Origin of the sequence: uncultured Reyranella sp., from assembly GCF_945957355.1 — a bacterium.
Lineage (GTDB): Bacteria > Pseudomonadota > Alphaproteobacteria > Reyranellales > Reyranellaceae > Reyranella.
This window is the reverse complement of record NZ_CAMFKM010000007.1, coordinates 137,874-157,107: the sequence shown is the minus strand read 5'-3', so window position 1 is coordinate 157,107 and position 19,234 is coordinate 137,874. Positions and strand designations below refer to the sequence as shown.

Annotated in this window: 22 protein-coding genes; 13 read left to right on the top strand and 9 right to left on the bottom strand. The window is 65.8% G+C overall.

Features of this window, described 5'->3' with window-relative positions; genetic code table 11:
• Positions 1-57: 57 nt before the first annotated feature.
• Complete coding sequence (locus Q0Q48_RS13900) at positions 58-1,653, bottom strand: ABC transporter substrate-binding protein (protein ID WP_295138540.1); 1,596 nt, start codon at positions 1,651-1,653, stop codon at positions 58-60.
• Between the two features lie 118 nt (positions 1,654-1,771).
• On the opposite strand from Q0Q48_RS13900, the gene Q0Q48_RS13895 reads away from it, so the two are divergent.
• Positions 1,772-2,209: a CBS domain-containing protein gene (locus Q0Q48_RS13895; RefSeq protein WP_295138538.1), complete on the top strand. Its 438-nt coding sequence runs from the start codon at positions 1,772-1,774 to the stop codon at positions 2,207-2,209.
• Between the two features lie 4 nt (positions 2,210-2,213).
• On the opposite strand, the gene Q0Q48_RS13890 is transcribed toward Q0Q48_RS13895, so the two are convergent.
• Positions 2,214-3,827, bottom strand: coding sequence for a gamma-glutamyltransferase (locus Q0Q48_RS13890; RefSeq protein ID WP_295138536.1), 1,614 nt, complete (start codon positions 3,825-3,827; stop codon positions 2,214-2,216).
• A gap of 96 nt (positions 3,828-3,923) precedes the next feature.
• Between Q0Q48_RS13890 and Q0Q48_RS13885 the strand changes: the two genes are divergently transcribed.
• From Q0Q48_RS13885 to Q0Q48_RS13860, 6 genes are all read left to right on the top strand, one after another.
• The gene (locus Q0Q48_RS13885) at positions 3,924-4,889 is read left to right on the top strand and encodes a tripartite tricarboxylate transporter substrate binding protein (protein ID WP_295138534.1); all 966 of its coding nucleotides are present in this window, start codon (positions 3,924-3,926) and stop codon (positions 4,887-4,889) included.
• 2 nt (positions 4,890-4,891) lie between these two features.
• Positions 4,892-5,980 (top strand): LLM class flavin-dependent oxidoreductase, encoded by a 1,089-nt coding sequence (locus Q0Q48_RS13880; RefSeq protein ID WP_295138532.1) that lies wholly within the window; start codon positions 4,892-4,894, stop codon positions 5,978-5,980.
• Positions 5,981-6,005: 25 nt separating this feature from the next.
• Positions 6,006-6,926: a LysR family transcriptional regulator gene (locus tag Q0Q48_RS13875; protein WP_295138530.1), complete on the top strand. Its 921-nt coding sequence runs from the start codon at positions 6,006-6,008 to the stop codon at positions 6,924-6,926.
• Between the two features lie 114 nt (positions 6,927-7,040).
• The gene (locus Q0Q48_RS13870; protein WP_295138528.1) at positions 7,041-8,096 is read left to right on the top strand and encodes a hypothetical protein; all 1,056 of its coding nucleotides are present in this window, start codon (positions 7,041-7,043) and stop codon (positions 8,094-8,096) included.
• A 12-nt stretch (positions 8,097-8,108) separates the two neighbouring features.
• On the top strand, positions 8,109-8,636 hold the full coding sequence (locus Q0Q48_RS13865; RefSeq protein ID WP_295138526.1) for a UGSC family (seleno)protein: 528 nt from the start codon (positions 8,109-8,111) through the stop codon (positions 8,634-8,636).
• 70 nt (positions 8,637-8,706) lie between these two features.
• Positions 8,707-8,931 (top strand): hypothetical protein, encoded by a 225-nt coding sequence (locus Q0Q48_RS13860; RefSeq protein WP_295138524.1) that lies wholly within the window; start codon positions 8,707-8,709, stop codon positions 8,929-8,931.
• A 16-nt stretch (positions 8,932-8,947) separates the two neighbouring features.
• Here the strand turns inward: Q0Q48_RS13860 and Q0Q48_RS13855 are convergent, their stop codons facing one another.
• From Q0Q48_RS13855 to Q0Q48_RS13840, 4 genes are all read right to left on the bottom strand, one after another.
• Complete coding sequence (locus Q0Q48_RS13855) at positions 8,948-9,292, bottom strand: Lin0512 family protein (RefSeq protein WP_295138522.1); 345 nt, start codon at positions 9,290-9,292, stop codon at positions 8,948-8,950.
• Between the two features lie 13 nt (positions 9,293-9,305).
• Positions 9,306-9,644: a Lin0512 family protein gene (locus Q0Q48_RS13850; protein WP_295138521.1), complete on the bottom strand. Its 339-nt coding sequence runs from the start codon at positions 9,642-9,644 to the stop codon at positions 9,306-9,308.
• A gap of 13 nt (positions 9,645-9,657) precedes the next feature.
• The gene (locus Q0Q48_RS13845; protein ID WP_295138519.1) at positions 9,658-10,641 is read right to left on the bottom strand and encodes a tripartite tricarboxylate transporter substrate binding protein; all 984 of its coding nucleotides are present in this window, start codon (positions 10,639-10,641) and stop codon (positions 9,658-9,660) included.
• A gap of 109 nt (positions 10,642-10,750) precedes the next feature.
• Positions 10,751-11,149, bottom strand: a complete 399-nt coding sequence (locus Q0Q48_RS13840; protein ID WP_295138517.1) for a DoxX family protein — start codon at positions 11,147-11,149, stop codon at positions 10,751-10,753.
• A gap of 209 nt (positions 11,150-11,358) precedes the next feature.
• Between Q0Q48_RS13840 and ugpC the strand changes: the two genes are divergently transcribed.
• The 4 genes from ugpC (at position 11,359) to Q0Q48_RS13820 (ending at position 15,707) form a co-directional block, all read left to right on the top strand.
• On the top strand, positions 11,359-12,411 hold the full coding sequence (ugpC, locus tag Q0Q48_RS13835) for a sn-glycerol-3-phosphate ABC transporter ATP-binding protein UgpC (protein WP_295138515.1): 1,053 nt from the start codon (positions 11,359-11,361) through the stop codon (positions 12,409-12,411).
• Between the two features lie 48 nt (positions 12,412-12,459).
• Positions 12,460-13,791, top strand: coding sequence for an ABC transporter substrate-binding protein (locus Q0Q48_RS13830; RefSeq protein WP_295138513.1), 1,332 nt, complete (start codon positions 12,460-12,462; stop codon positions 13,789-13,791).
• A 121-nt stretch (positions 13,792-13,912) separates the two neighbouring features.
• Positions 13,913-14,812 (top strand): carbohydrate ABC transporter permease, encoded by a 900-nt coding sequence (locus tag Q0Q48_RS13825; RefSeq protein ID WP_295138833.1) that lies wholly within the window; start codon positions 13,913-13,915, stop codon positions 14,810-14,812.
• Positions 14,805-15,707: a carbohydrate ABC transporter permease gene (locus Q0Q48_RS13820; protein ID WP_295138511.1), complete on the top strand. Its 903-nt coding sequence runs from the start codon at positions 14,805-14,807 to the stop codon at positions 15,705-15,707. The genes Q0Q48_RS13825 and Q0Q48_RS13820 overlap by 8 nt, the downstream gene beginning before the upstream one ends.
• Positions 15,708-15,963: 256 nt before the next feature.
• Here the strand turns inward: Q0Q48_RS13820 and Q0Q48_RS13815 are convergent, their stop codons facing one another.
• The 3 genes from Q0Q48_RS13815 to Q0Q48_RS13805 all read right to left on the bottom strand — a co-directional run bounded on the left by Q0Q48_RS13815 (position 15,964) and on the right by Q0Q48_RS13805 (position 18,211).
• Positions 15,964-16,119 (bottom strand): hypothetical protein, encoded by a 156-nt coding sequence (locus Q0Q48_RS13815; RefSeq protein WP_295138509.1) that lies wholly within the window; start codon positions 16,117-16,119, stop codon positions 15,964-15,966.
• A gap of 166 nt (positions 16,120-16,285) precedes the next feature.
• Positions 16,286-17,260 carry a tripartite tricarboxylate transporter substrate binding protein gene (locus Q0Q48_RS13810; protein WP_295138507.1) on the bottom strand — a complete coding sequence of 325 codons (975 nt, stop codon included), beginning with the start codon at positions 17,258-17,260 and terminating at the stop codon, positions 16,286-16,288.
• 27 nt (positions 17,261-17,287) lie between these two features.
• Entirely contained in the window at positions 17,288-18,211 is a 924-nt protein-coding gene (locus tag Q0Q48_RS13805) for a hypothetical protein (RefSeq protein ID WP_295138505.1), read from the bottom strand.
• Between the two features lie 140 nt (positions 18,212-18,351).
• On the opposite strand from Q0Q48_RS13805, the gene Q0Q48_RS13800 reads away from it, so the two are divergent.
• Both Q0Q48_RS13800 and Q0Q48_RS13795 read left to right on the top strand, forming a co-directional pair.
• A complete protein-coding gene (locus tag Q0Q48_RS13800) occupies positions 18,352-18,774 on the top strand; it encodes an OsmC family protein (RefSeq protein WP_295138502.1) in 423 nt (140 codons plus the stop codon).
• Positions 18,775-18,838: 64 nt separating this feature from the next.
• The gene (locus tag Q0Q48_RS13795; RefSeq protein ID WP_295138499.1) at positions 18,839-19,183 is read left to right on the top strand and encodes a hypothetical protein; all 345 of its coding nucleotides are present in this window, start codon (positions 18,839-18,841) and stop codon (positions 19,181-19,183) included.
• Positions 19,184-19,234 lie beyond the last annotated feature (51 nt).

The following is a 19,234-nucleotide window of genomic DNA, read 5'->3' as shown; positions in this document are numbered from 1 at the left end:
CAATGATTCAAAGGGTTCCCCGCCTGGCGGGGAACCCTCGACTTTCTTCGTTCGCCGTTACTTGGCCGGCGAGCTTGCGTCGACCCAGATGTCCTCCGGGTATTGATGCGTGATCTCGGTCGGGTTGGCCTGCAGGCCATGCACCCACGGCTGGAAGGCCAGGACTGCCTTGTTGTAGTTGAAGAACCAGACCGGCGCCTCGTCGTAGAGCAGGTTGTTGGCCTTCTTCAGGATCTCGTCGCGCTTGGCCATGTCGCCTTCCTGGGCGGCGGCGTCGAGCAGCTTGTCGAAGTCGGCGTTGTTGAAGCCGGTGTAGTTGCAGGCCGTGCGCGGCGTCTTGGAGTAGTAGCAGCGCAGCGTCGCCAGCGAGTCGGGGCCGGTCAAGCTGGATGCGATCAGCGCCTGGTGGTCGCCCTTCATCAGGAGCTCGGTCAGCACCGTGACCTCGACCAGCTTGGGCTTGGCCTTGATGCCGACCTTGGCCAGCATCGGGATCACCGCCTCGACGATCGGCAGGCCCCAGCTCTCGTTCTGGCTGGTCGTCCATTCGAACTCGAAGCCGTTGGGGAAGCCCGCTTCCGCCAGCAGCTTCTTGGCCTTCTCCGGATCGTAGGGATAGGGCTTCATGGTCTTGTCGAAGGCGGCGGACGACGGCGGCAGCCAGCTCGTGGCGCGATAGGCCTTGTCCTTGACCAGGCGCGAGATGATCAGGTTGGAATCGATCGCATAGTTGATCGCCTGACGTACCCGCTTGTCCTGGAACGGCTTGATCGAGCCGAGGTTCATGTGCATGGAGCGCGTGAACATCTCGGCCACTTCGAGGATGCCCTTCGAGAGCTGCGGATCGGCGCGATAGGCGACGTACTGCGCCGGGCCCAGGATCGAGGTGTCGATCTCCTTGTTGCGGAAGGCGACGTCGCGGGCGGCCGCCTCGGCCATGATCAGCACTTCGAGCTTGTCGAGATAGGGCTTGCCCGGCTTGTAGAACTTGTCGAAGCGATCCATCACGACGCGCGAGCCCGGGATGTGCTCCTTGAACTTGAAGGGTCCGAGGCCGACCGGATTGGAGGCATAATTGCCCTTCTCGACCTCTTCCTTGGGCAGGATCGCGGTCGAGCCGCCGAAGAAGTAGTAGCCGGGATCGACGCGATCGGTGATCGTCATCTCCAGCGTGAAGTCGTCGATCTTCTTGAGGCCGGAAATCTCCTTGGCCGTGCCCTTCTCGACGTCGACCGCGCCCTTGATCAGGCGGACGTAGCGGGCGCCGGGATAGCCCTTGCTGCCGTCCATGATGCGGGTGAAGGAGAAGATCACGTCGTCGGCCGTCATCTTGCGGCCGTTATGGAAGAACGCGTCGTCGCGCAGCTTATAGGTATATGTGAGGCCGTCTGCCGACACCGAGACGGACTTGGCGAGCTCGAGTTCGAGCTTGTTGGCCGCAGTGTTCCAATTATACAGCGAGCGCTGCAGCGCCTTGCCGACGATGTCGTCCTGGGCCCGCGGCGTCACGTGCGGGTCGAGGCTGCCGAAGCTCGCGGCGTAGGGCGCCGTCATCCGAAGCGCGCCGCCCTTGCGCGGGGTTTGCTGGGCGTTCGCCGTGCCGACGCCGATGACGGCAATCGCGGCGACCGCGAGCCATGCCAGTTTACGCATCAACCATCCCCCTCCAGAACATTCTCGTTGGCACGCATTCCATCTTGCCTTGCGCCTCCGTGCAAGAGGAATGCCTAAGACGGCCGCAACCATGTCTAGAGAGTCGCATTACCCGAGCATGCAGGTATCCGAGGTCATGACGCGCGAGGTCGAGACGATCGCGCCTGATGCGTCTCTCCAGGCGGCTGCCGAGGCGATGGAGGCGATGGGCGTCGGTTCGCTGCCGGTCTGCGACGGAAAGCGGCTGGTCGGCACGATCACGGACCGGGACATTGTCGTGCGCGCGGTGGCGGCCGGCTGGTCGCCGGTCGACGCCCTCGTGAAGGACTGCATGACCGAGGACGTCGCCTATGCCTTCTGCGACGAGCAGACGGAGGAAGTCCTCGAACGCATGAAAGTGCTGCAGATCAGGCGCCTCGCCGTCCTCGACCGCGACAAGAACCTCGCCGGCATCGTCGCCTTGGGCGACATCGCCACCGAGCCCGACGCTGCCGATCCGGGCCGTGTCGGCGCCGCCGTGTCCGAAATCTCCGAGCCGTCGCGGCCGCTCAAGTAGCGGCTCAGGCCGGAACGCAGTAGCCGTCGCGCCGGGGATCGCAGCCGCCGGTGAAGATGCCGGTCTCGGGATCGACCGCCACGCCCTGCATGCCGCCAACGCTCCAGGTCCATTCCGGACCGGTGGTCACGTCGTGTCCGAGCTTGCGAAGGTCGGCATGGACCTCCGGCGAAAGGCGCGATTCGAGCAGTACCGCGGCGCCGTCGGTCAGGCGGCCGCGCGGCGCCTCGATCGCCTGCTGCAGCGGCAGGCCGAAATCGACGTGCTGGACCATCGCCTGTGGCTGGGTCTGCAAGATGCCGTAGCTGCCCGGCGTGCCCAGCGCGAGGATCGGGGCGCCGTCCTTCGTCGAGATCGACGGTGCCATGCACATCGGTAGCTGGTCGCCCGGCTTCACGCGGTTGGGACTCTGCGGGTTCACGTCGGCCCAGTAGAGGAAGTTGTTGAGGCAGAGTCCGGTGCCCGGCACCACGACGCCCGACCCGAAGACGCTGCCCAGGCTCTGCGTCAGGCAGATCAGGTTGCCTTCGTTGTCGGCGATCGAGAAGGAGGTGGTGTGGCTCTCGTCGGTCGGCGAGACCGGCTGCTGCGGCGGCGTCCACTGTTCGGTCGGGCCGATCACCGGTTTGCCGTCGCGCACCCGGGCACGCAGCGTCTCGACATGGGCGTCCGACAGGATCTCGGCCAGCTTCTGCGGCGCCGGCACGCCGGCCGCGATGCGCACACCGGCAGCGATGCGGACGGCACGCAGCACCGTGTCGAGATGCTCGGTCGAATTGCGCTTCATCGCGGCGAGGTCGAAGCCTTCCAGGATGCGCAGGGTCAGCAGGAACTGGAAACCCTCGCAGGGCGGCGGCGGCACGTGGACGGTGCGGCCGCGATAGGTGACGGCGACCGGGTCGCGCCAGGTCGCCTTGGCGGCCAGCAGGTCGTCCATGACCATGCAGCCGCCCAACTCGGTCAGCCGGTCGAGGATCTTCTGGCCGAGCGGGCCGCCATAGAGCAGGCCCGGCCCTTCGCTGGCCAGCGCCTCGAGCGTGCGCGCGAGGTCGGGCTGCTTCAGCACGAAGCCCGGCTTCACGGTACCGGCGCCGCCGGTATAGACACGCGACCATTCCGGATGCAGCGCCTTGTGGGCCGCGAGGTCGCCCGCGACGGCCTGCATTTCCTCGAGGTTGAATTCGATCAGCCGGAAGCCGTCGCGCGCGATGGCGATCGCCGGCGCGAAGAGTTCCGGCAGCTTCTTCTTGCCGTACGCCCGGTTCAGTTCGCACCAGCCGGCGAGATTGCCCGGCGCCCCGACGGCGACTGCGCCGCGCTGCAGTTGCGCGCGGTTGCTGAGCTTGTCGATCGGGAAGTTCTTGGAGATCGGGCCGACGAAGTCGAGCGTGCGGACGCGCTTCTCAGCAGCGACGAAGCAGGTCGCGACGCCGCGGCCTGCGAGGCCGGACATATAGGGTTCGACGACGTTCAGTGCCGCTGCAGTTGCGACCGCCGCATCGAAGGCGTTGCCGCCGTTCGACAGGATGCGCGCACCGGCCGCCGCCGCGAGTGGATGGGCCGCCGCCACCATGCCGTGCCGCGATGCGATTGTCGGACGCCTGCCGTGTTGCAGCATGAGATCTCCCTTTGAAGCGCGCGGATCGTGCCGCCTCTTTCGCGCCTCGACCAGCGACAATTGCGCATCGGTGCTGCCGCTAGCATAAAGGCCGCCATGACAATCGGCCGGCGCAAAGCCCTGACGATCCTCGCTGCAGCGTCCGCGGCTGCATCTCCCGCACGCGCTCAATCCTGGCCGGCAAAGCCGCTCACCATCGTGGTGCCCTACGCCGCGGGCAGCGCCACCGACACGCTGGCCCGCGTCATGGCGGAATACCTGGCGCCCAGGCTCGGCCAGCCGGTGATCGTCGACAACAAGGGCGGCGGCAACGGCTCGATCGCAGCCAACTTCGTCGCCAAGGCGCCGCCCGACGGCTACACGCTGATGATTGCGACGGCGGCGACCCATGCGGGCAATCCCAACCTCATGAAGTCGGTGCCGTACGATTCGTTGACGGATTTCGCGCCGGCCGGGTTCTACGGCTTCATCCAGTTCGTCCTGCTGGTGCGAGCCGATACCGGCATGGACACGCTCGCCGACTTCATCAAGCGCGCCAAGGCCAAGCCGCCGCTCACCTCGGGAGCCGGCACGCCGTCGGCGCGCGTCATCACCGCGACCCTGGCGGAGCGTCTCGGCACCGAGATCACCTACGTGCCCTACAAGTCCGCGCCGCAGGCGCTGGCCGACCTCCTGTCGGGCCAGATCGACATGACCTTTGCCGACGTGGCCATCGCCGTGCCGCAGGTGAAGGCGGGCAAGGTGAAGGCGCTGGTGATGGCGTCGGACTCGCGCTCGTCGCTGCTGCCCGAGGTTCCGACCTTCCAGGAAGCGGGGCTGGGCCAGTTCGCGCTCGATGCCTGGTTCGTGATCATGGCTCCGTCGAAGACCCCGCCGGAGATCGTGGCGCGGATCGATACGGCGGTGCAGGAGATCGTGACCGATCCCGAGGTGATCAAGCGCCTGCGCGGCATCTCGTTCCAGCCGCAGCGCAAGGCGCCGGAGGATGTCCGGCCCTTCATCAAGTCCGAGATCGAGAAATGGGGGCGGCTCTCCAAGGCTGCCGGCATCGAGAAGGAATGAAGATGATGGAGAAGAAGCGCCTCGAATTCGGCTGGTTCCTGCCCACCGCAGGCGACACCACCGCCTATGGGCTGCCGAGCGCACAGGTGCCGCCATCGCTCGACCTGTTCGACAAGATCGTCGGCGCGGCCGAGGCGGCGGGCTTCGAGTACATGCTGGTGCCGGTCCAGACGGCCTGCTGGGAGGCCTGGATCACCAGCGCCATGATGGTGGCGCGCTCCAAGTCGATGCGCATGCTGGTGGCGGCGCGGCCGAGCTACATCAATCCCGTGCTGCTCGCGAAGATGATCACGGCCTTCGACCAGCTCTCGGGCGGGCGCATCTGCATCAACCTGATCGCCGGCCAGAGCGAGGCCGAGAACGCCTCCGAAGGCATCAAGTGGGGCAAGGAAGAGCGCTACGAGATCATGGACGAGGAAGTCTCGATCCTGAAGGCGCTGTGGATCACGAAGGGACCGGTGAACTTCGACGGCAAGTTCTACCAGCTGAAGGGCGCGCAGATCCGGCCCTATCCGCTGCAGCAGCCGCATCCGCGATTCTATCTGGGCGGCGGCTCCAAGCAGGCCTGGGAGATTTCCGCCAAGCACTCCGACGTGCATCTCTTCTGGGGCGACACCTACGAGCGCATCCGCGCCAACATGGCCGAGATCAAGTCGATGGCCGCGCGCCATGGCCGCGAGAAGGAGATCGGCTTCGGCATGCGCCTGCAGGTCGTCTGCCGCGAGACCGAGAAGGAGGCCTGGGACTTCGCCCATGGGCTCGTCGAGCACGCCAGCGAGGCGCAGAAGGCCTTCGTGAAGGAGCGCTTCGCCACCTCGGAAGCCAACCGCCGCGTGCGCGAGCTGGCGGCGATCGGCGAGACCATCGAGCCGCATCTGTGGACCGGCATCACCCAGGTCCGGCCCGGCGCCGGAATCGCCATCGTCGGCGATCCCGAGCAGTGCGCCGACACGTTGCAGAAGTTCATCGACCTCGGCTGCCATTCCTTCTGCCTGTCGGGCTACCTGCACGACGAGGAGGCGGAACGGTTCGGCAAATGGATCATGCCGATCCTGCGCGAGCGCAACCGCGAGCGCATGCTGGCGGCGTAGCTTCCATCTGCTTAGGGTGGCGGCCATGGCCCAGCCGACCCTGCCGGACTTCAGCGCCCGCCAGCTCGAGGCGGTCCTCGCCGTCGGCGAATATGGCAGCTTCATCGCCGCGGCGTCGCGGCTGCGCATCTCGCAGCCGGCGCTGACTCGCTCCATCAAGCGGATCGAGACGGCGCTGGGCGTACGCCTGTTCGAGCGCAGCACGCGGCATGTGCAGATCACGCCGGCCGGTCGCGAGTTCGCGGCGGTGGCGGAGCGCATGCTGAACGACCTGCGCATCACGGTGCGCTCGATCCGCGAGGTGGCCGAGGAGCAGCGCGGCCGGCTCGCCATTGCCAGCATCATGTCGGTGGCGAGTGGGACTCTGCCGTTGCTGCTTGCGGCCTATCGTGCCGACCGGCCAGGCATCGAGATCCATGTCCAGGAAGGCGTGCACGGGAGCGTGCTGGAGGCGGTGCGCAGTGGCGCCGCCGATCTCGGCCTCACCTATGTCGACGAACTGCCCGATGCGATCTCCGGAGAAGCGCTGCAGCGGGAAACCTTCTGTCTCGTGGTGCCGCGCCGCCACCGGCTGGCCCGGCGCCGCAGCGTCGCCCTGGCGGAGTTGCGTGACGAGCCGCTGGTGGCGCTGCCCAGCGATGCGCGCACCCGCCGGACGATCGATGCAGCCGCCGCAGTCGCAGGCCTTACGCTGCGCCAGATCGTCGTCGTGAGCCAGTTCGCGACACTGATGGGATGCGTGCGGGCCGGCGTCGGCCTCGCCATCGTCCCGACGGGTGCCACGGGCCTGTTCCTCGGTCGCGACCTGCGCGCCATTCCGCTGGGAGAGCCGAAGCTCTCGCGCCGCCTCGGCATCGTCCTGCTGCGGGAGCGCGAGCCGTCCCCGGCGGCCGCCGGCTTCCTCGCCCTGACCCGGAAGTCGTGGCCCAGACCGCAGCGACGTTAATGTCAAAAGTGGAACAATGACGGCTATCAGCTTGCAGTTGGCATAAGCGCCCTTGCGGCTATTCTGGCCAGAAGCCGACCGGAGTCATGTGCCCGGAGCGGTGGAGGAAACGACATGCAGTTTGCATCCCGATCCTACTCGGCCGACAGCATTTCGGCGGTCCAGGAGCTCTATCATTCCAACGGCTGGACCGACGGCCTGCCCATCGTGCCGCCGACGCGCGAGGCGGTTCAGGAATGCCTCGAATGGGTGATGATGCCGCCCGACCAGCTGATCGGCATCGAGCCGGTGCGGGGTCTCGCGATCACCGCCGAGAAGCTCGCGATCAATGCCGTCATGGCGGGCTGCCTGCCGATGCACTTCCCGGTCGTCGTGACGGCCTGGACCGCCATGATGCAGGAGGAATTCCTGATGCACGGCGCGACGGCGAGCACCGGCGGCTGCGCGGTGCTGGTCATCCTGAACGGTCCGATCCGCCTGGAGATCGGCGCCAGCGGCTCGTTCAACGCGCTCGCCAACTCCGATCGCGCCACGGCGGTCATCGGGCGCGCGATCCGGCTCTGCCTGATCAACCTGCTGGACGACCGGCCGGGTGTGATCGACCGCTCGACCCTCGGCCATCCCGGCAAGTTCAGCTACTGCGTCGCCGAGGACGAGGAGGACACGACCTGGCTGCCGCTGGCCGAGCATCGCGGCGTGCCGAAGGGCGCTTCCTCGGTCACCGTGATGGCGGCGGGTGCGCCGCGCCAGCTGATGAACGAATGGACCACGAAGCCGGAGGAGATCCTCGAAACCTTCGCGGCCGAGATGCGCGCCAACATGCGCCATTACTCGATTCATCCCGGCAACTACGCGCTGATCATTCCCAAGCAGCTGCGCGAGCATCTGCAGGCCGGCGGCTGGACCAAGGCCGACATCGCCACCTTCATCCATGAACGGGCGCGCATCCATCGTCGCGAATGGGCCGAAGTCGGCAAGGGCGCCGTGGTCCGCGACCGCGGCGACAGCGTCTATACGGCGATGGACTCGCCCGACCAGCTGCTGGTCGTGGCGGCCGGTGGGCCCGCCGGCGGCTTCGGCGCCGTCATCCCGCCCTGGCTCGGCAACAAGAGCTACGCCGTCACCCTGCCGATCGGCGTCTGCGTCGATTGCGAACCGCCCAAGAAATAGGAGGAATCCCCGATGTTCGAAGTTCTCGATCCCACGCCGGGCACCGCCCCGCCGGCCGGCCGGCTCGCCCCGCGCCTCGACACGCTGGAAGGCAAGACGGTCGGCTTCATCTCGAACGGCAAGGAAGGCACCAAGGGCTTCTTCAGGCACCTCGACCAGATCCTGCGCGAGGAATACGGCGTCGCCAACGTGGTGAGCCGCACCAAGTCGAATTACAGCGCGCCGGCCGACCCTCACATCGTGGCGGAGATCAAAGGGTGGGATGCGGTCGTCTCCGGCCTGGGGGATTGAGGGTCCTGCTCATCGTGCAGTCTGCACGACTCAGTTACCGCTGAACGACTGGAAGTTCCCGCTTTCAGCGTGATGACGACCCGGTTCGCCAGCGCGGCGGAGATGATGAGCCGCGTGCTCGGTATGCCGGGCTATGCCTTCGCCCAGATCGGTCACCCGGTCAGCAGCGCGACCGACGACCAGCTCCGCGACATGGCGCGTACGGCCATCGAGCAGGGCCTGGCGATGCTGGTGCGACCGAAGGCGTGAACTTCCCCCAAAGGCAACCTCGGGCAGCATTTTGCGTTGCCCGGGGGAACCAATAGCGGGAGTTCACGGCATGAAGCCGATGGCGATTTTGGGTGTTCTTCTGATTGTGATCGGCATTGCCGGCCTGGCGATCGACAATATCTCCTTCACCGAGCGCAAGACCATCGTCGATGCCGGCCCGCTGAAGGTCACGGCCGACGAGCAGCGCACCATCCCCATTCCCACCATCGCCGGCATCGTCGCCGTGATCGCGGGTGCCGGCCTCCTGTTCATGGGCCGTGCCGCCCGCGGCTGAGCGCGCTTTCCCTCCGTCAGGGGATCTCCATCCGGACCGCGATGGCGGCGCTGGCGATAACCGCCGGATCGTTGTTTTCCGGATCGGCGACGTCCAGGCCGCCCTTCACCACCTTCACGGTCACGATGCCGTGAGGCAGGGAGGCCTTGACCTTCTCCGCGTCGACCTTGTCGGGTTGCTGCACGCCGATCGTGACGTCGACGAACATGCCGGTCTTGGTGTCGATCTTCAGCGCCCGGATCATGGCGAGTGAGGAATGGTGCAGGGCATCCTGCACCGCGCGCAGGGCGGCCTTGGTGTAGTCGCCGCCGTGCAGGTCGTTGCCGGTGCCGAGTTCGAGGATCACGCGCTTGGCGGTCATGGTCTTCCTCCGCTCACAGGTCCAGGCGGACGATGGCGGCCGCCTGCGCGATCACCGTCTTGTCCGTGCCGGCTTCGTTGTCGATCTCCAGCCCGCCTTCGAAGACCTTCACAGTGCCAGTGCCGTGCGGCAGCACCGCCAGCACCTGCGCCGTGTCGACCTTGTCGGGCTGGGGCACGCCGATCAGGACCTCGACGACCATGTCGTCGCTCGACTTGCCGAGCGCCGTGGCAACGGTGAGCGAGTTGTGCCACAGCGCGTCCCGCAGGGCGCGAACGGCGGCCTTCGTGTAATCGCCGCCCCGGATATCGGTGCCCATGCCGATCTCGAGGGCCACCTTCTTCAACGCCATGGCATTCTCCCGTTCAGGACTTCGCGAGGCCCGCCTTGATGAGCAGCGGCTTCACGTCGACATAGTACTTCTCGGCGAAGGCGCGGAACTCGGCGGGGTTCTTGTCCCAGGGCACCTGGATGAACTTCGCGAGATATTCGATCACCTTCGGCTCGGCGGAGGCCTGCTTGAAGGCCTGGTAGAGCGTGTCGACGATATTCGGCGGCATGCCCTTGGGGCCGAGCAGGCCATAGGGGCTCTGGCCCACGACGTTGACGCCGAGCTCGATCATCGTCGGAACATCGGGGTAGCGGGGGATGCGCTTCTCGGTGGCGAAGGCCAGGATGCGGCACTTGCCGTCGTCGACGAACGGCGCCCACTGGGCTGCGTCGGCAATAAACTGGATCTCGCCGCTCATCAGCGCCTGCATCCATTCCGCGCCGCCCTTGTAGGGGACGTGGGTGAACTTCGCGCCGGTCGCCTGCTCGACCTCGATCATCATGAGCTGGCCCGTGCCGCCGACGCCCGAGGTGCCGAAATTGTACTTGTCGGGGTCCTTCTTGCCGGCAGCGATCATGTCCTGAAAGGTCTTCCAGGGAGAATCGGAGCGCACGACGATGCCCATCGTGTAGCCCGAGAGGCCGGTGATGTAGGTGAAGTCGGTCAGCGGATTCCAGTTGGTCTGCTGGTAGTGCGGATAGCGCAGCGTGTTGATGCTCATCACGGCCAGCGTGTAGCCGTCGGGCTTCGCGTTCAGCAGCATGGCCGGTGCGAGCGTGCCGGCGGCGCCCGGCTTGATGTCGATGATGACCTGCTGCCCCAGGATCTTGCCCACGGCCTCGGCGAGCAGGCGCATGTGCACGTCGGTGACGCCGCCCGCTGCGAAGGGGTTGTAGATCGTGATCGGTTTCTCGGGCTTCCAGCGGGTCTGGGCGCGGGCCAGCATCGGGGTGCTGAGCGCCGTCGCGCCGGCCAAGGTGGCAAAGCGGCGACGGTTGATCGAGACCGGCTGGGACATGGACGCTTCTCCCGTTTCTTTCCTGCAAATCCTGCACGTGACGAAACGGCTGCACGAGGCAGCCGTCCATTGTTCGTTCCATAGCGTCTTGGCGCAGGCGCGTTAAGCGCTACTTCCGGCGCGCGGCGTCGATGCTCCAGGGGCCGGGGCCGGCGGCGGCGAGGTACAGGAAGACGAAGCAGTAGAGAACCGCGAGTTCGCCCTTGTTGAGGATCGGGTAGAAGCCCAGCGGGGCGTGGACCATGAAGTAGGCCACGGCCGTCATGCCGGAGGCGATGAAGGCGGCGGTGCGGCTGAAGAGCCCGATGACCAGCAGGATGCCGCAGACGAACTCGATGATGCCGGCATAGCCCGGCATCGTCACGAGGTTGAAGTTCGCGGGGACGACGCCTGCCGGGAATTTCAGCAGCTTGCCGGTACCGTGCTGCAGCAGGAGGAGGCCGCTCATGATTCGCAGCACACTGAGCAGGCGCGGCGCCCATGCAGCGCCGATTGCATCGAAGTTCATTGCGATGAATTCCCCGAACCAAATTGCACTTCGAGCATCCTGCAGGCGGCTCGCTCTTTCGACAAGCGATTGCAGGTGATTCGGTTACCGATCCGTCAGTGAGTACTCGCACTTCGCGCGCGGTTTGCCTATGATCCCGCGCGACCGGTCGAAAGAACCGGCAGATGTACAAGTAATAAGCGGCCCGAGGCCGCGCGCGTGGAGGAAGTATGGCGACGGTCGAGGTCCGCACTGTGCGGAAGGCGTTCGGGCCTGTTGAGATTCTACATGGCGTAAGTGTCGACATCGCCGATGGTGAGTTCGTGGTGCTGGTCGGGCCGTCGGGCTGCGGCAAGTCCACCCTGCTGCGCATGCTGGCGGGACTCGAGAACATCACGTCGGGCGAGATTGCGATTGGCGGGAAGGTGGTCAACACGGTCCCGCCAAAGGATCGCGACATCGCGATGGTGTTCCAGAACTACGCCCTCTACCCGCACATGACCGTCTACGACAACATGGCCTTCTCGCTGACCCTGGCGAAGGCGCCGAAGTCGGTGATGGACCAGGAAGTCGGCCGGGCTGCCAAGATCCTCGGTCTCGAACAGCTCCTGCATCGCTTCCCGCGCCAGCTCTCGGGCGGCCAGCGCCAGAGGGTCGCGATGGGCCGTGCCATCGTGCGCAACCCGCAGGTCTTCCTGTTCGACGAACCGCTCTCGAACCTCGACGCCAAGCTGCGCGTGCAGATGCGCTCGGAGATCAAGGAGCTGCACCAGCGGCTCAAGGTCACCACCGTCTACGTCACGCACGACCAGATCGAGGCGATGACCATGGCCGACAAGATCGTGGTGATGAACAACGGCCATATCGAGCAGATCGGTGCGCCGCTGGAACTCTACGACCGGCCGGCCAACCTGTTCGTCGCCGGCTTCATCGGCTCGCCGGCCATGAACATGGTGAAGGGCACGGTCTCGAACGGCGCCCTACGCATGGAGGACGGCACGGCCTGGCCGCTGCCCGCCAATGGCGGGCGTCCGGCCGACGGGCCCGCCGTGTACGGCGTGCGGCCGGAACACCTGATCCTCGATCCCGGCGGCATCCCGGCCACCGTGCAGGTGGTCGAGCCGACCGGGTCGGAAACCCAGGTCCTGATGCGGATCGGCGGCCAGTCCGTGATCGGCGCCTTCCGCGAGCGTGTCACGGCGAAACCCGGCGAGATCCTGCCCGTGAGGCCCGATCCCGCCCTGGTCCATCTGTTCGACCAGCAGTCGGGCCAGCGCCTCTGAGAACGGGGAAAAGAAGACAAACCAAAGGTCAGTCAGGAGGAAACAACAATGGCGTTCATCATCAAGCGGCGTGAGTCGATCATCCTCGGTGCCGCGGCGGCGGCAATGGCGATGGCCGGCAAGGCCAACGCACAGTCGGAGATCCCCAAGGCCGACGTGCCGGCGCCCAAGCTGCCGATCGAAAAGGGCGCAACGCTCCGCCTGATCCGGCCTGCGCGCTTCGTCGAGCCCGACGAGGTGATCTTCCGCGCCAACAGCGCCAAGTTCGCCAAGGAAACCGGTGTCGAGATCAAGGTCGACTTCGTGGGTTGGGAAGACATCCGCCAGCAGACCGCCGTGTCGGCCAACACCGGCGCCGGCCCCGACATCGTGCTGGGCTGGGCGGAAGACCCGCACATCTACGCCGACAAGGTGGTCGAGCTCAGCGACGTCGCCGAGTATCTCGGCAAGAAGTACGGCGGCTGGATGTTCCTCGGCGAGAAGTTCGGCAAGAAGGCCAAGACCAACAACTGGATCGGCATCCCGATGGGCGGCACCGGCGGCCCGCTGGTCTATCGCGCCTCGGCGGTGAAGGAGGCCGGCTTCGACAAGGTGCCGACCACGCTTCCCGAGCTGCTGAAGCTCTGCCAGCAGCTCCAGAAGATCAAGAAGCCGGCGGGCTTCGCGCTCGGCAACGCGGTGGGCGACGCCAACGGCTTCGCCAACTGGATGCTGTGGAGCCATGGCGGCGCGCTGGTCGACGAGGACGGCAAGGTCATCATCAACAGCAAGGAAACCGTCAACGCCCTCAACTACGTGAAGGAGCTCTATCCGACGTTCATCCCGGGCACGATGTCGTGGAACGACATCAGCAACAACCGGGCCTATGCGTCGAACGAGCTGTTCTTCACCGCCAACGGCGTGTCGATGTACTTCGCGCTGAAGAACGATCCAGCGACCAAGGCGATCGCCGACGACACCGAGCACGCGCTGCTGACCCAGGGCGTGGCAAGCTCGGCGCCGATGAGCGCCACGGTGCTGAACGCCATGGTGTTCAAGCACACCAAGTTCCCCAACGCCGCCAAGGCCTACCTCACCTTCATGATGGAGGCCGAGCAGTACGATCCGTGGCTGACGGGCTGCCTGGGCTACTGGTCACACCCGCTCAACGCCTACGACAAGAGCAAGGTGTGGACCAGCGATCCGAAGATCACGATCTATCGCAGCACCATGAACAACCGCTTCTGGAGCGGCTACAAGGGCCCCATCACCCAGGCCGCCGGCACCGTCGCCGCGGAATACATCCTGGTGCAGATGTTCGCCTCGGTGGCCTCCGGCCAGGCGACTCCGGCCGACGCGGCCAAGGAAGCCGAGCGTCGCACGCGCCGCTACTACCGCTAGGGCCTGACAGGGAAGGGCGCGACCGGTTCGCCGGTCGCGCCGATCTCCACTCTCCGGAGGGAAGATGACAGTCGCCACGATGACCGACTGGAACAAGGCTCGCAGCCAGCCGGGTTGGCTGATGCGCCTGTTCGACAACAAGGCATTCCTGATCTTCATGTGCCTGTTGCCGGCTTGCGGCCTGCTGATGGTGTTCCTCACCTATCCGCTGGGCCTCGGCATCTGGCTGTCCTTCACCGACACCAAGATCGGCCGCACCGGCAACTGGATCGGCCTCGAGAACTTCGAGTACCTGATGGAGGACCCGCAGTTCTGGACCGCGGTCTTCTACAGCGTCTTCTACACGGGCGTCGCGACGTTCGGGAAATTCGCGCTGGGCCTCTGGCTCGCGCTGCTGCTGAACCGGCACCTGCCGCTCAAGAACCTGCTGCGCGCCATCATCCTGCTGCCGTGGATCGTGCCGACGGTGCTGTCGGCGCTGGCCTTCTGGTGGATCTACGACCCGCAGTTCTCGATCATCTCCTATTTCGCCACCGACGTGCTGGGCGTCCGCGAGAAGCCCTTCGACTTCCTGAGCACGACCTGGCCGGCACGCTGGTCGCTGATTGCCGCCAACATCTGGCGCGGCATCCCGTTCGTGGCGATCTCGCTGCTGGCCGGCCTGCAGACCATCTCGCCGTCGCTCTATGAGGCGGCCCTCCTCGACGGGTCTACGGCCTGGCAGCGCTTCCGCTACATCACCTTCCCGCTGCTGTTGCCGATCCTGGCGATCGTGATGACCTTCTCGATCATCTTCACCTTCACCGACTTCCAGCTCGTCTATGCGATCACCCGTGGCGGGCCGATCAATTCGACCCACCTGATGGCAACGCTCGCCTTCCAGCGCGGCATCGCCGGCGGCGAGCTGGGCGAGGGCGCCGCGATCGCCGTCGCCATGATCCCGTTCCTCGTGTTCGCCACGCTGTTCAGCTACTTCGCGCTCGCGCGCCGCAAGTGGCAGCAGGGAGAGGCCAATGACTGACGCCGCTTCGACGGCACCGACTCCGGCCAGTTCGACCGCACCCGCCGAAGATATGGTGTGGGAGACCCGCGGCCGGCGGATGGTGACGATCTACCTGCCGCTGATCTGCTTCGTGATCATCCTGCTTTTTCCGTTCTATTGGATGGGAATCACGGCCTTCAAGCCGAACGCGGAACTGTACGACTACAAGACCTACAATCCGTTCCTGATCGGCAGCCCGACGCTCGATCACATCTACAAGCTGCTGTTCCAGACGTCGTATCCGAAGTGGCTGATGACGACGATGGGCGTGGCGGTCTGCTCGACCTTCCTGTCGCTGCTCTCCAGCGTGCTGGCGGCCTACGCGATCCAGCGCCTGCGCTTCAGGGGCAGCCAGTATGTCGGCCTGGGCATCTATCTCGCCTATCTCGTGCCGCCGTCGATCCTGTTCATCCCGCTGGCGACGACGGTCTACCAACTCGGTCTGTTCGATACGCCGCTGGCGCTGATCCTGACCTACCCGACCTTCCTGGTGCCGTTCTGCACCTGGCTGCTGATCGGCTACTTCAAGTCGATCCCGTACGAGCTCGAGGAATGCGCGCTGATCGACGGCGCAACGCGCCTGCAGATCCTGCGGCGCATCACACTCCCCCTGGCAGTGCCCGGCCTGATCTCGGCCGGCATCTTCTCCTTCACCCTGTCGTGGAACGAATTCATCTATTCGCTCGCGTTCATCCAGAGCAGCGAGAAGAAGACCGTCCCCGTCGCCATCCTGACCGAACTCGTGTCGGGTGACGTCTATCAGTGGGGTTCCCTGATGGCAGGCTCGCTGCTGGGATCGCTGCCGGTGGCGATCTTCTATTCGTTCTTCGTCGACTATTACGTCTCCTCCCTCACCGGGGCGGTGAAGGAGTAGCGTATTCCGCCTCAGGCAACGGGGCCCGGCGGGCCCTGGGGATGAGGCACGGGCGTAGGCATGTCCTCCGGCGCCGGCGTGCCCGGCGGAAGCGGCATCTCGGGGGGGATGGGATCGACCTTGCCCGGAGCAGGCGGGACGGCGGGAACTTCGCGCGGCGGATTTGCGGCATGCAACTTCATTTGTAAGCCTCTCCTGATGACGGAAAAACGAATGCCCGCCTCACGGCGGGCATTCGGCTTCGGGGAACCTGGGACTAGTGGTCCTTGTTCTGCGGCTGCTGACGCTGACCCGGCTGGCCCGCCTGGTTGGGCTGCTGGTTCTGCTTCTGCTGCTGCTCGCGCTGGACCTGTTCGCGCTGCTGGCGATCGCGATCCTGCTGCTGCGAGGGATTCTGCTTCTGGTCGTTCATGGCGTTTCTCCATGTTCGCCGCGACCGCCGAAATGACGACCGCTGCTTACAAAACGCCTCCCTCGCGAAGGGGGTTGCACGCCCTTCCGTTTCTGGACCTGCAGGGTTCGAGAGAATTCAGGCGTGCCCTATGAGGACGATCACACGCACCCACGCCGTTGCGCCTCTATTTCTCCGGCACTTTACCGATGCGCTCGACGGCGACTTTCAGTCGGGCTGCGTCCTTGTCCAGGAAGTCCTTGAACTGGGGCGCATCGAGATAGGCGATGGGAGTTTCGACCTTGGCCATGGCCTCCTTGAATTCCGGATCCTCGACCGTGCGACGCACGGCGTCGCGGAGCGTCGTGAGGATCGGGGCGGGCGTCGCGGCAGGCGCGAACAGTCCCGACCAGATGTAGAAGGTGGCGTCGTAGCCCAGCTCCTTCATGCTGGGCACGTCCGGCATCGAGGCGAGGCGCTTGTCGCCCCAGACCGCGAGCGCACGCATCTTGCCGGCCTTGATCTGGCCGATGGCCGCCGACGGGCCCGAGGCCAGGGCGTCGATCTGCCCGCCCAGCAGCGCCGCGACCGCGGGTCCGCCGCCCTGATAGGGGATGTGGAACAGCTTGATGCCCGCGGCGTCGGCGAAGATCTCCATCGCCACGTGCAGCGTGCCGTAGACGCCCGAGGAGCCATAGTTGATCGTGCCGGGCTTGGCTTTCGCGGCGTCGACGAGATCCTTCAGTGTCTTGTAGGGACCGTCCTCGCGAACGACCAGGACTGTGGGATCGGCGCTGATCAGGGCGATCGGCGCGAACTGGTCGAGTTCGTAGGCGGGCGCGCGGCCCTGCAGACGATCGGCCACCGGCAATACGGAGATCGACGACAGCGCCATGAGGAGGGTGTAGCCGTCCGGCGTCGCGCGCGCGGCCTGCGCCGTGCCCACCGAGCCGCCGGCGCCGCCCTTGTTCTGCACGACGACCGACTGCTTGAGCAGCTTGCCCATGACGTGCGCGGTCGGCCGGCCGGTGATGTCGGCCACGCCGCCGGGCGGGAAGGGCACGATCATCGTGATCGGCCGCGACGGATAGGCTTCCTGGGCCCGAACCGGGACGCCGAGCGGCAGCATCGCCGCGCCGGCCAGAAGGGTACGCCGCTTCATCGTTTCCTCCATTTGCGTCCTGGTTTGTTACTTGCCCTTGGAGCCTGCCTTGGCCGCCCCGCCCCGCGTGCCGGGATAGGTCGCGGTGAAGCCAAAGAGGGTCGAGAGCGCGTTGGGCACCATGATCTTGTCGAGGTCGTCGAGGCCGGCGGTCTTGGTGGGCTTCACGCCCAACACCAGCGGGCCCTTGGGCGCCTTCCAGTCGCCGACGAAGGAAGCGAGGGCGTCGAGCGCTTTCAGGGTCTCCCCGGTCTGGGCCTGGGCGAAGCCGGCCAGCGCGTCGAGCGCGGTCGTGATCAACTCCTCGGCCTTGATGCCTTCCTCGCTGGCCACGGCCGGGACCAGCTTGCCCAGCAGTTCCTTGTCGTCGACGGTCAGGGAGGCGCTGCGCAGCCGGCCCTCGTCCTTGGCGGTGTCCATGTCGGTGTCGTCGCTCACCCCATCCACGATCATCGACAGGGCAAAACGCGCCTGACCGCGCAGGGTCACCTCCAGCATGTTGACGGTCAGGACCTTGCCGGCCGGATCGATGCGATAGTCGAGGGCGATGTCGAAGGGAACTTTGGGAACGCCGTAGGGCTCGAGCGCGGTGAACATCTCGTCGTCGCCCGTCATGCCCTCCATCCTGAGCCTGGCGAACCGCGGAGCCCGATCGTCCTTGGAATCCTTCCGGAGGCGATCGAAGTCGAGGTCCTCGACCGTCACCTTGTCGATCTTGATGGTGCTTTCCTTGTCGCCGGTCGCGGCGTTGGCCGGGACGACGGCCACGACGTCTTTCAGGACGAAGCCGGAGGCCCCGAGCGGCTCGGCGCCGGCATAGCTCAGCGTCTTGAGCTCGAACTGGGGCTTGATCTCCTTTTCGAAGCGCTCCAGCCCGTTCTGCGCCCAGGTGCCGGTCGCAAACCCGATCAACAGCAGCGCCGACAACAGCGCCGCGAAAATTACCCGCATGAACTCATCTCCTCGCCAGCGGTCCAGGATAGCACAGACGATCCGGTCCCTGCGCAGCCCGCTCCTATACCAAGGGAGGAATCGCTTCCGTCACATGGCCCGGGCATGGTGCGCCATCGACAACCTGAAGGAGACGACAGATGATCCGCAAGGCAAAGGCCCACTGGCGCGGCACCGGCAAGGACGGCACCGGCGACCTCACCAGCGATTCCGGCGTCCTGTCCGGGACGCCCTATTCCTTCAAGACCCGGTTCCAGGGCGAGAAGGGCACAAATCCCGAAGAATTGATCGCTGCCGCCCATGCCGGCTGCTTCACCATGGCGCTGGCGTTCCAGCTGCAAACGGCAGGCTTCACGCCGTCCCTGCTCGAGACCGAGGCGGCCGTTTCGCTCGAACAGGACGGCGCCGGCTTCAAGATCAGCAAGTCCGCCCTCACCCTGGTGGCCGAGGTGCCGAACCTCGATCAGTCGACCTTCGACAAGCTGGCCGAGGCGGCGGAGAAGGGGTGTCCGGTCTCCAGGTTGCTCAATGCCGAGATTACGCTCCACAAGACTCTGAAGTAGTCTCCGGCCATCACAAACGGGCGCGCCGCTTCGAGCGGCGCCCCGCAAGCCGGGGGAGAGTTCGATGGTTCGTGCGTTCGCCAGTTCGCTCGCGTTGCTGGTCCTGCCCCTCGCGGCTGCGACGGCCCAGACCACGCTCACGAAGGAAGATGCCGGGAAGATGGTGATCGGTCTCTACGCGATCTCCGTGGCTGTCGATACGTGCGACCTCGACATGACGAAGGAGCAGGAAACCCGCCTCGAGTTCTGGATCGAGTGGGCCGAGAAGCAGCTCGACATCGCTGACCGCAAGCTCGACAAGACCTACGATACGATGGAAAGGGAAGCGGAGAAGAACAAGAAGGACTTCTGCGAGAAGATGATGCCGATCGCCACGCAGGCCCTGAAGGAACTTCCTCCGGCGATGTGAGGCTGAGCGGAGCTCAGCCGAGAAGCGGCAGGTCGATCCACGCCGGCGCAT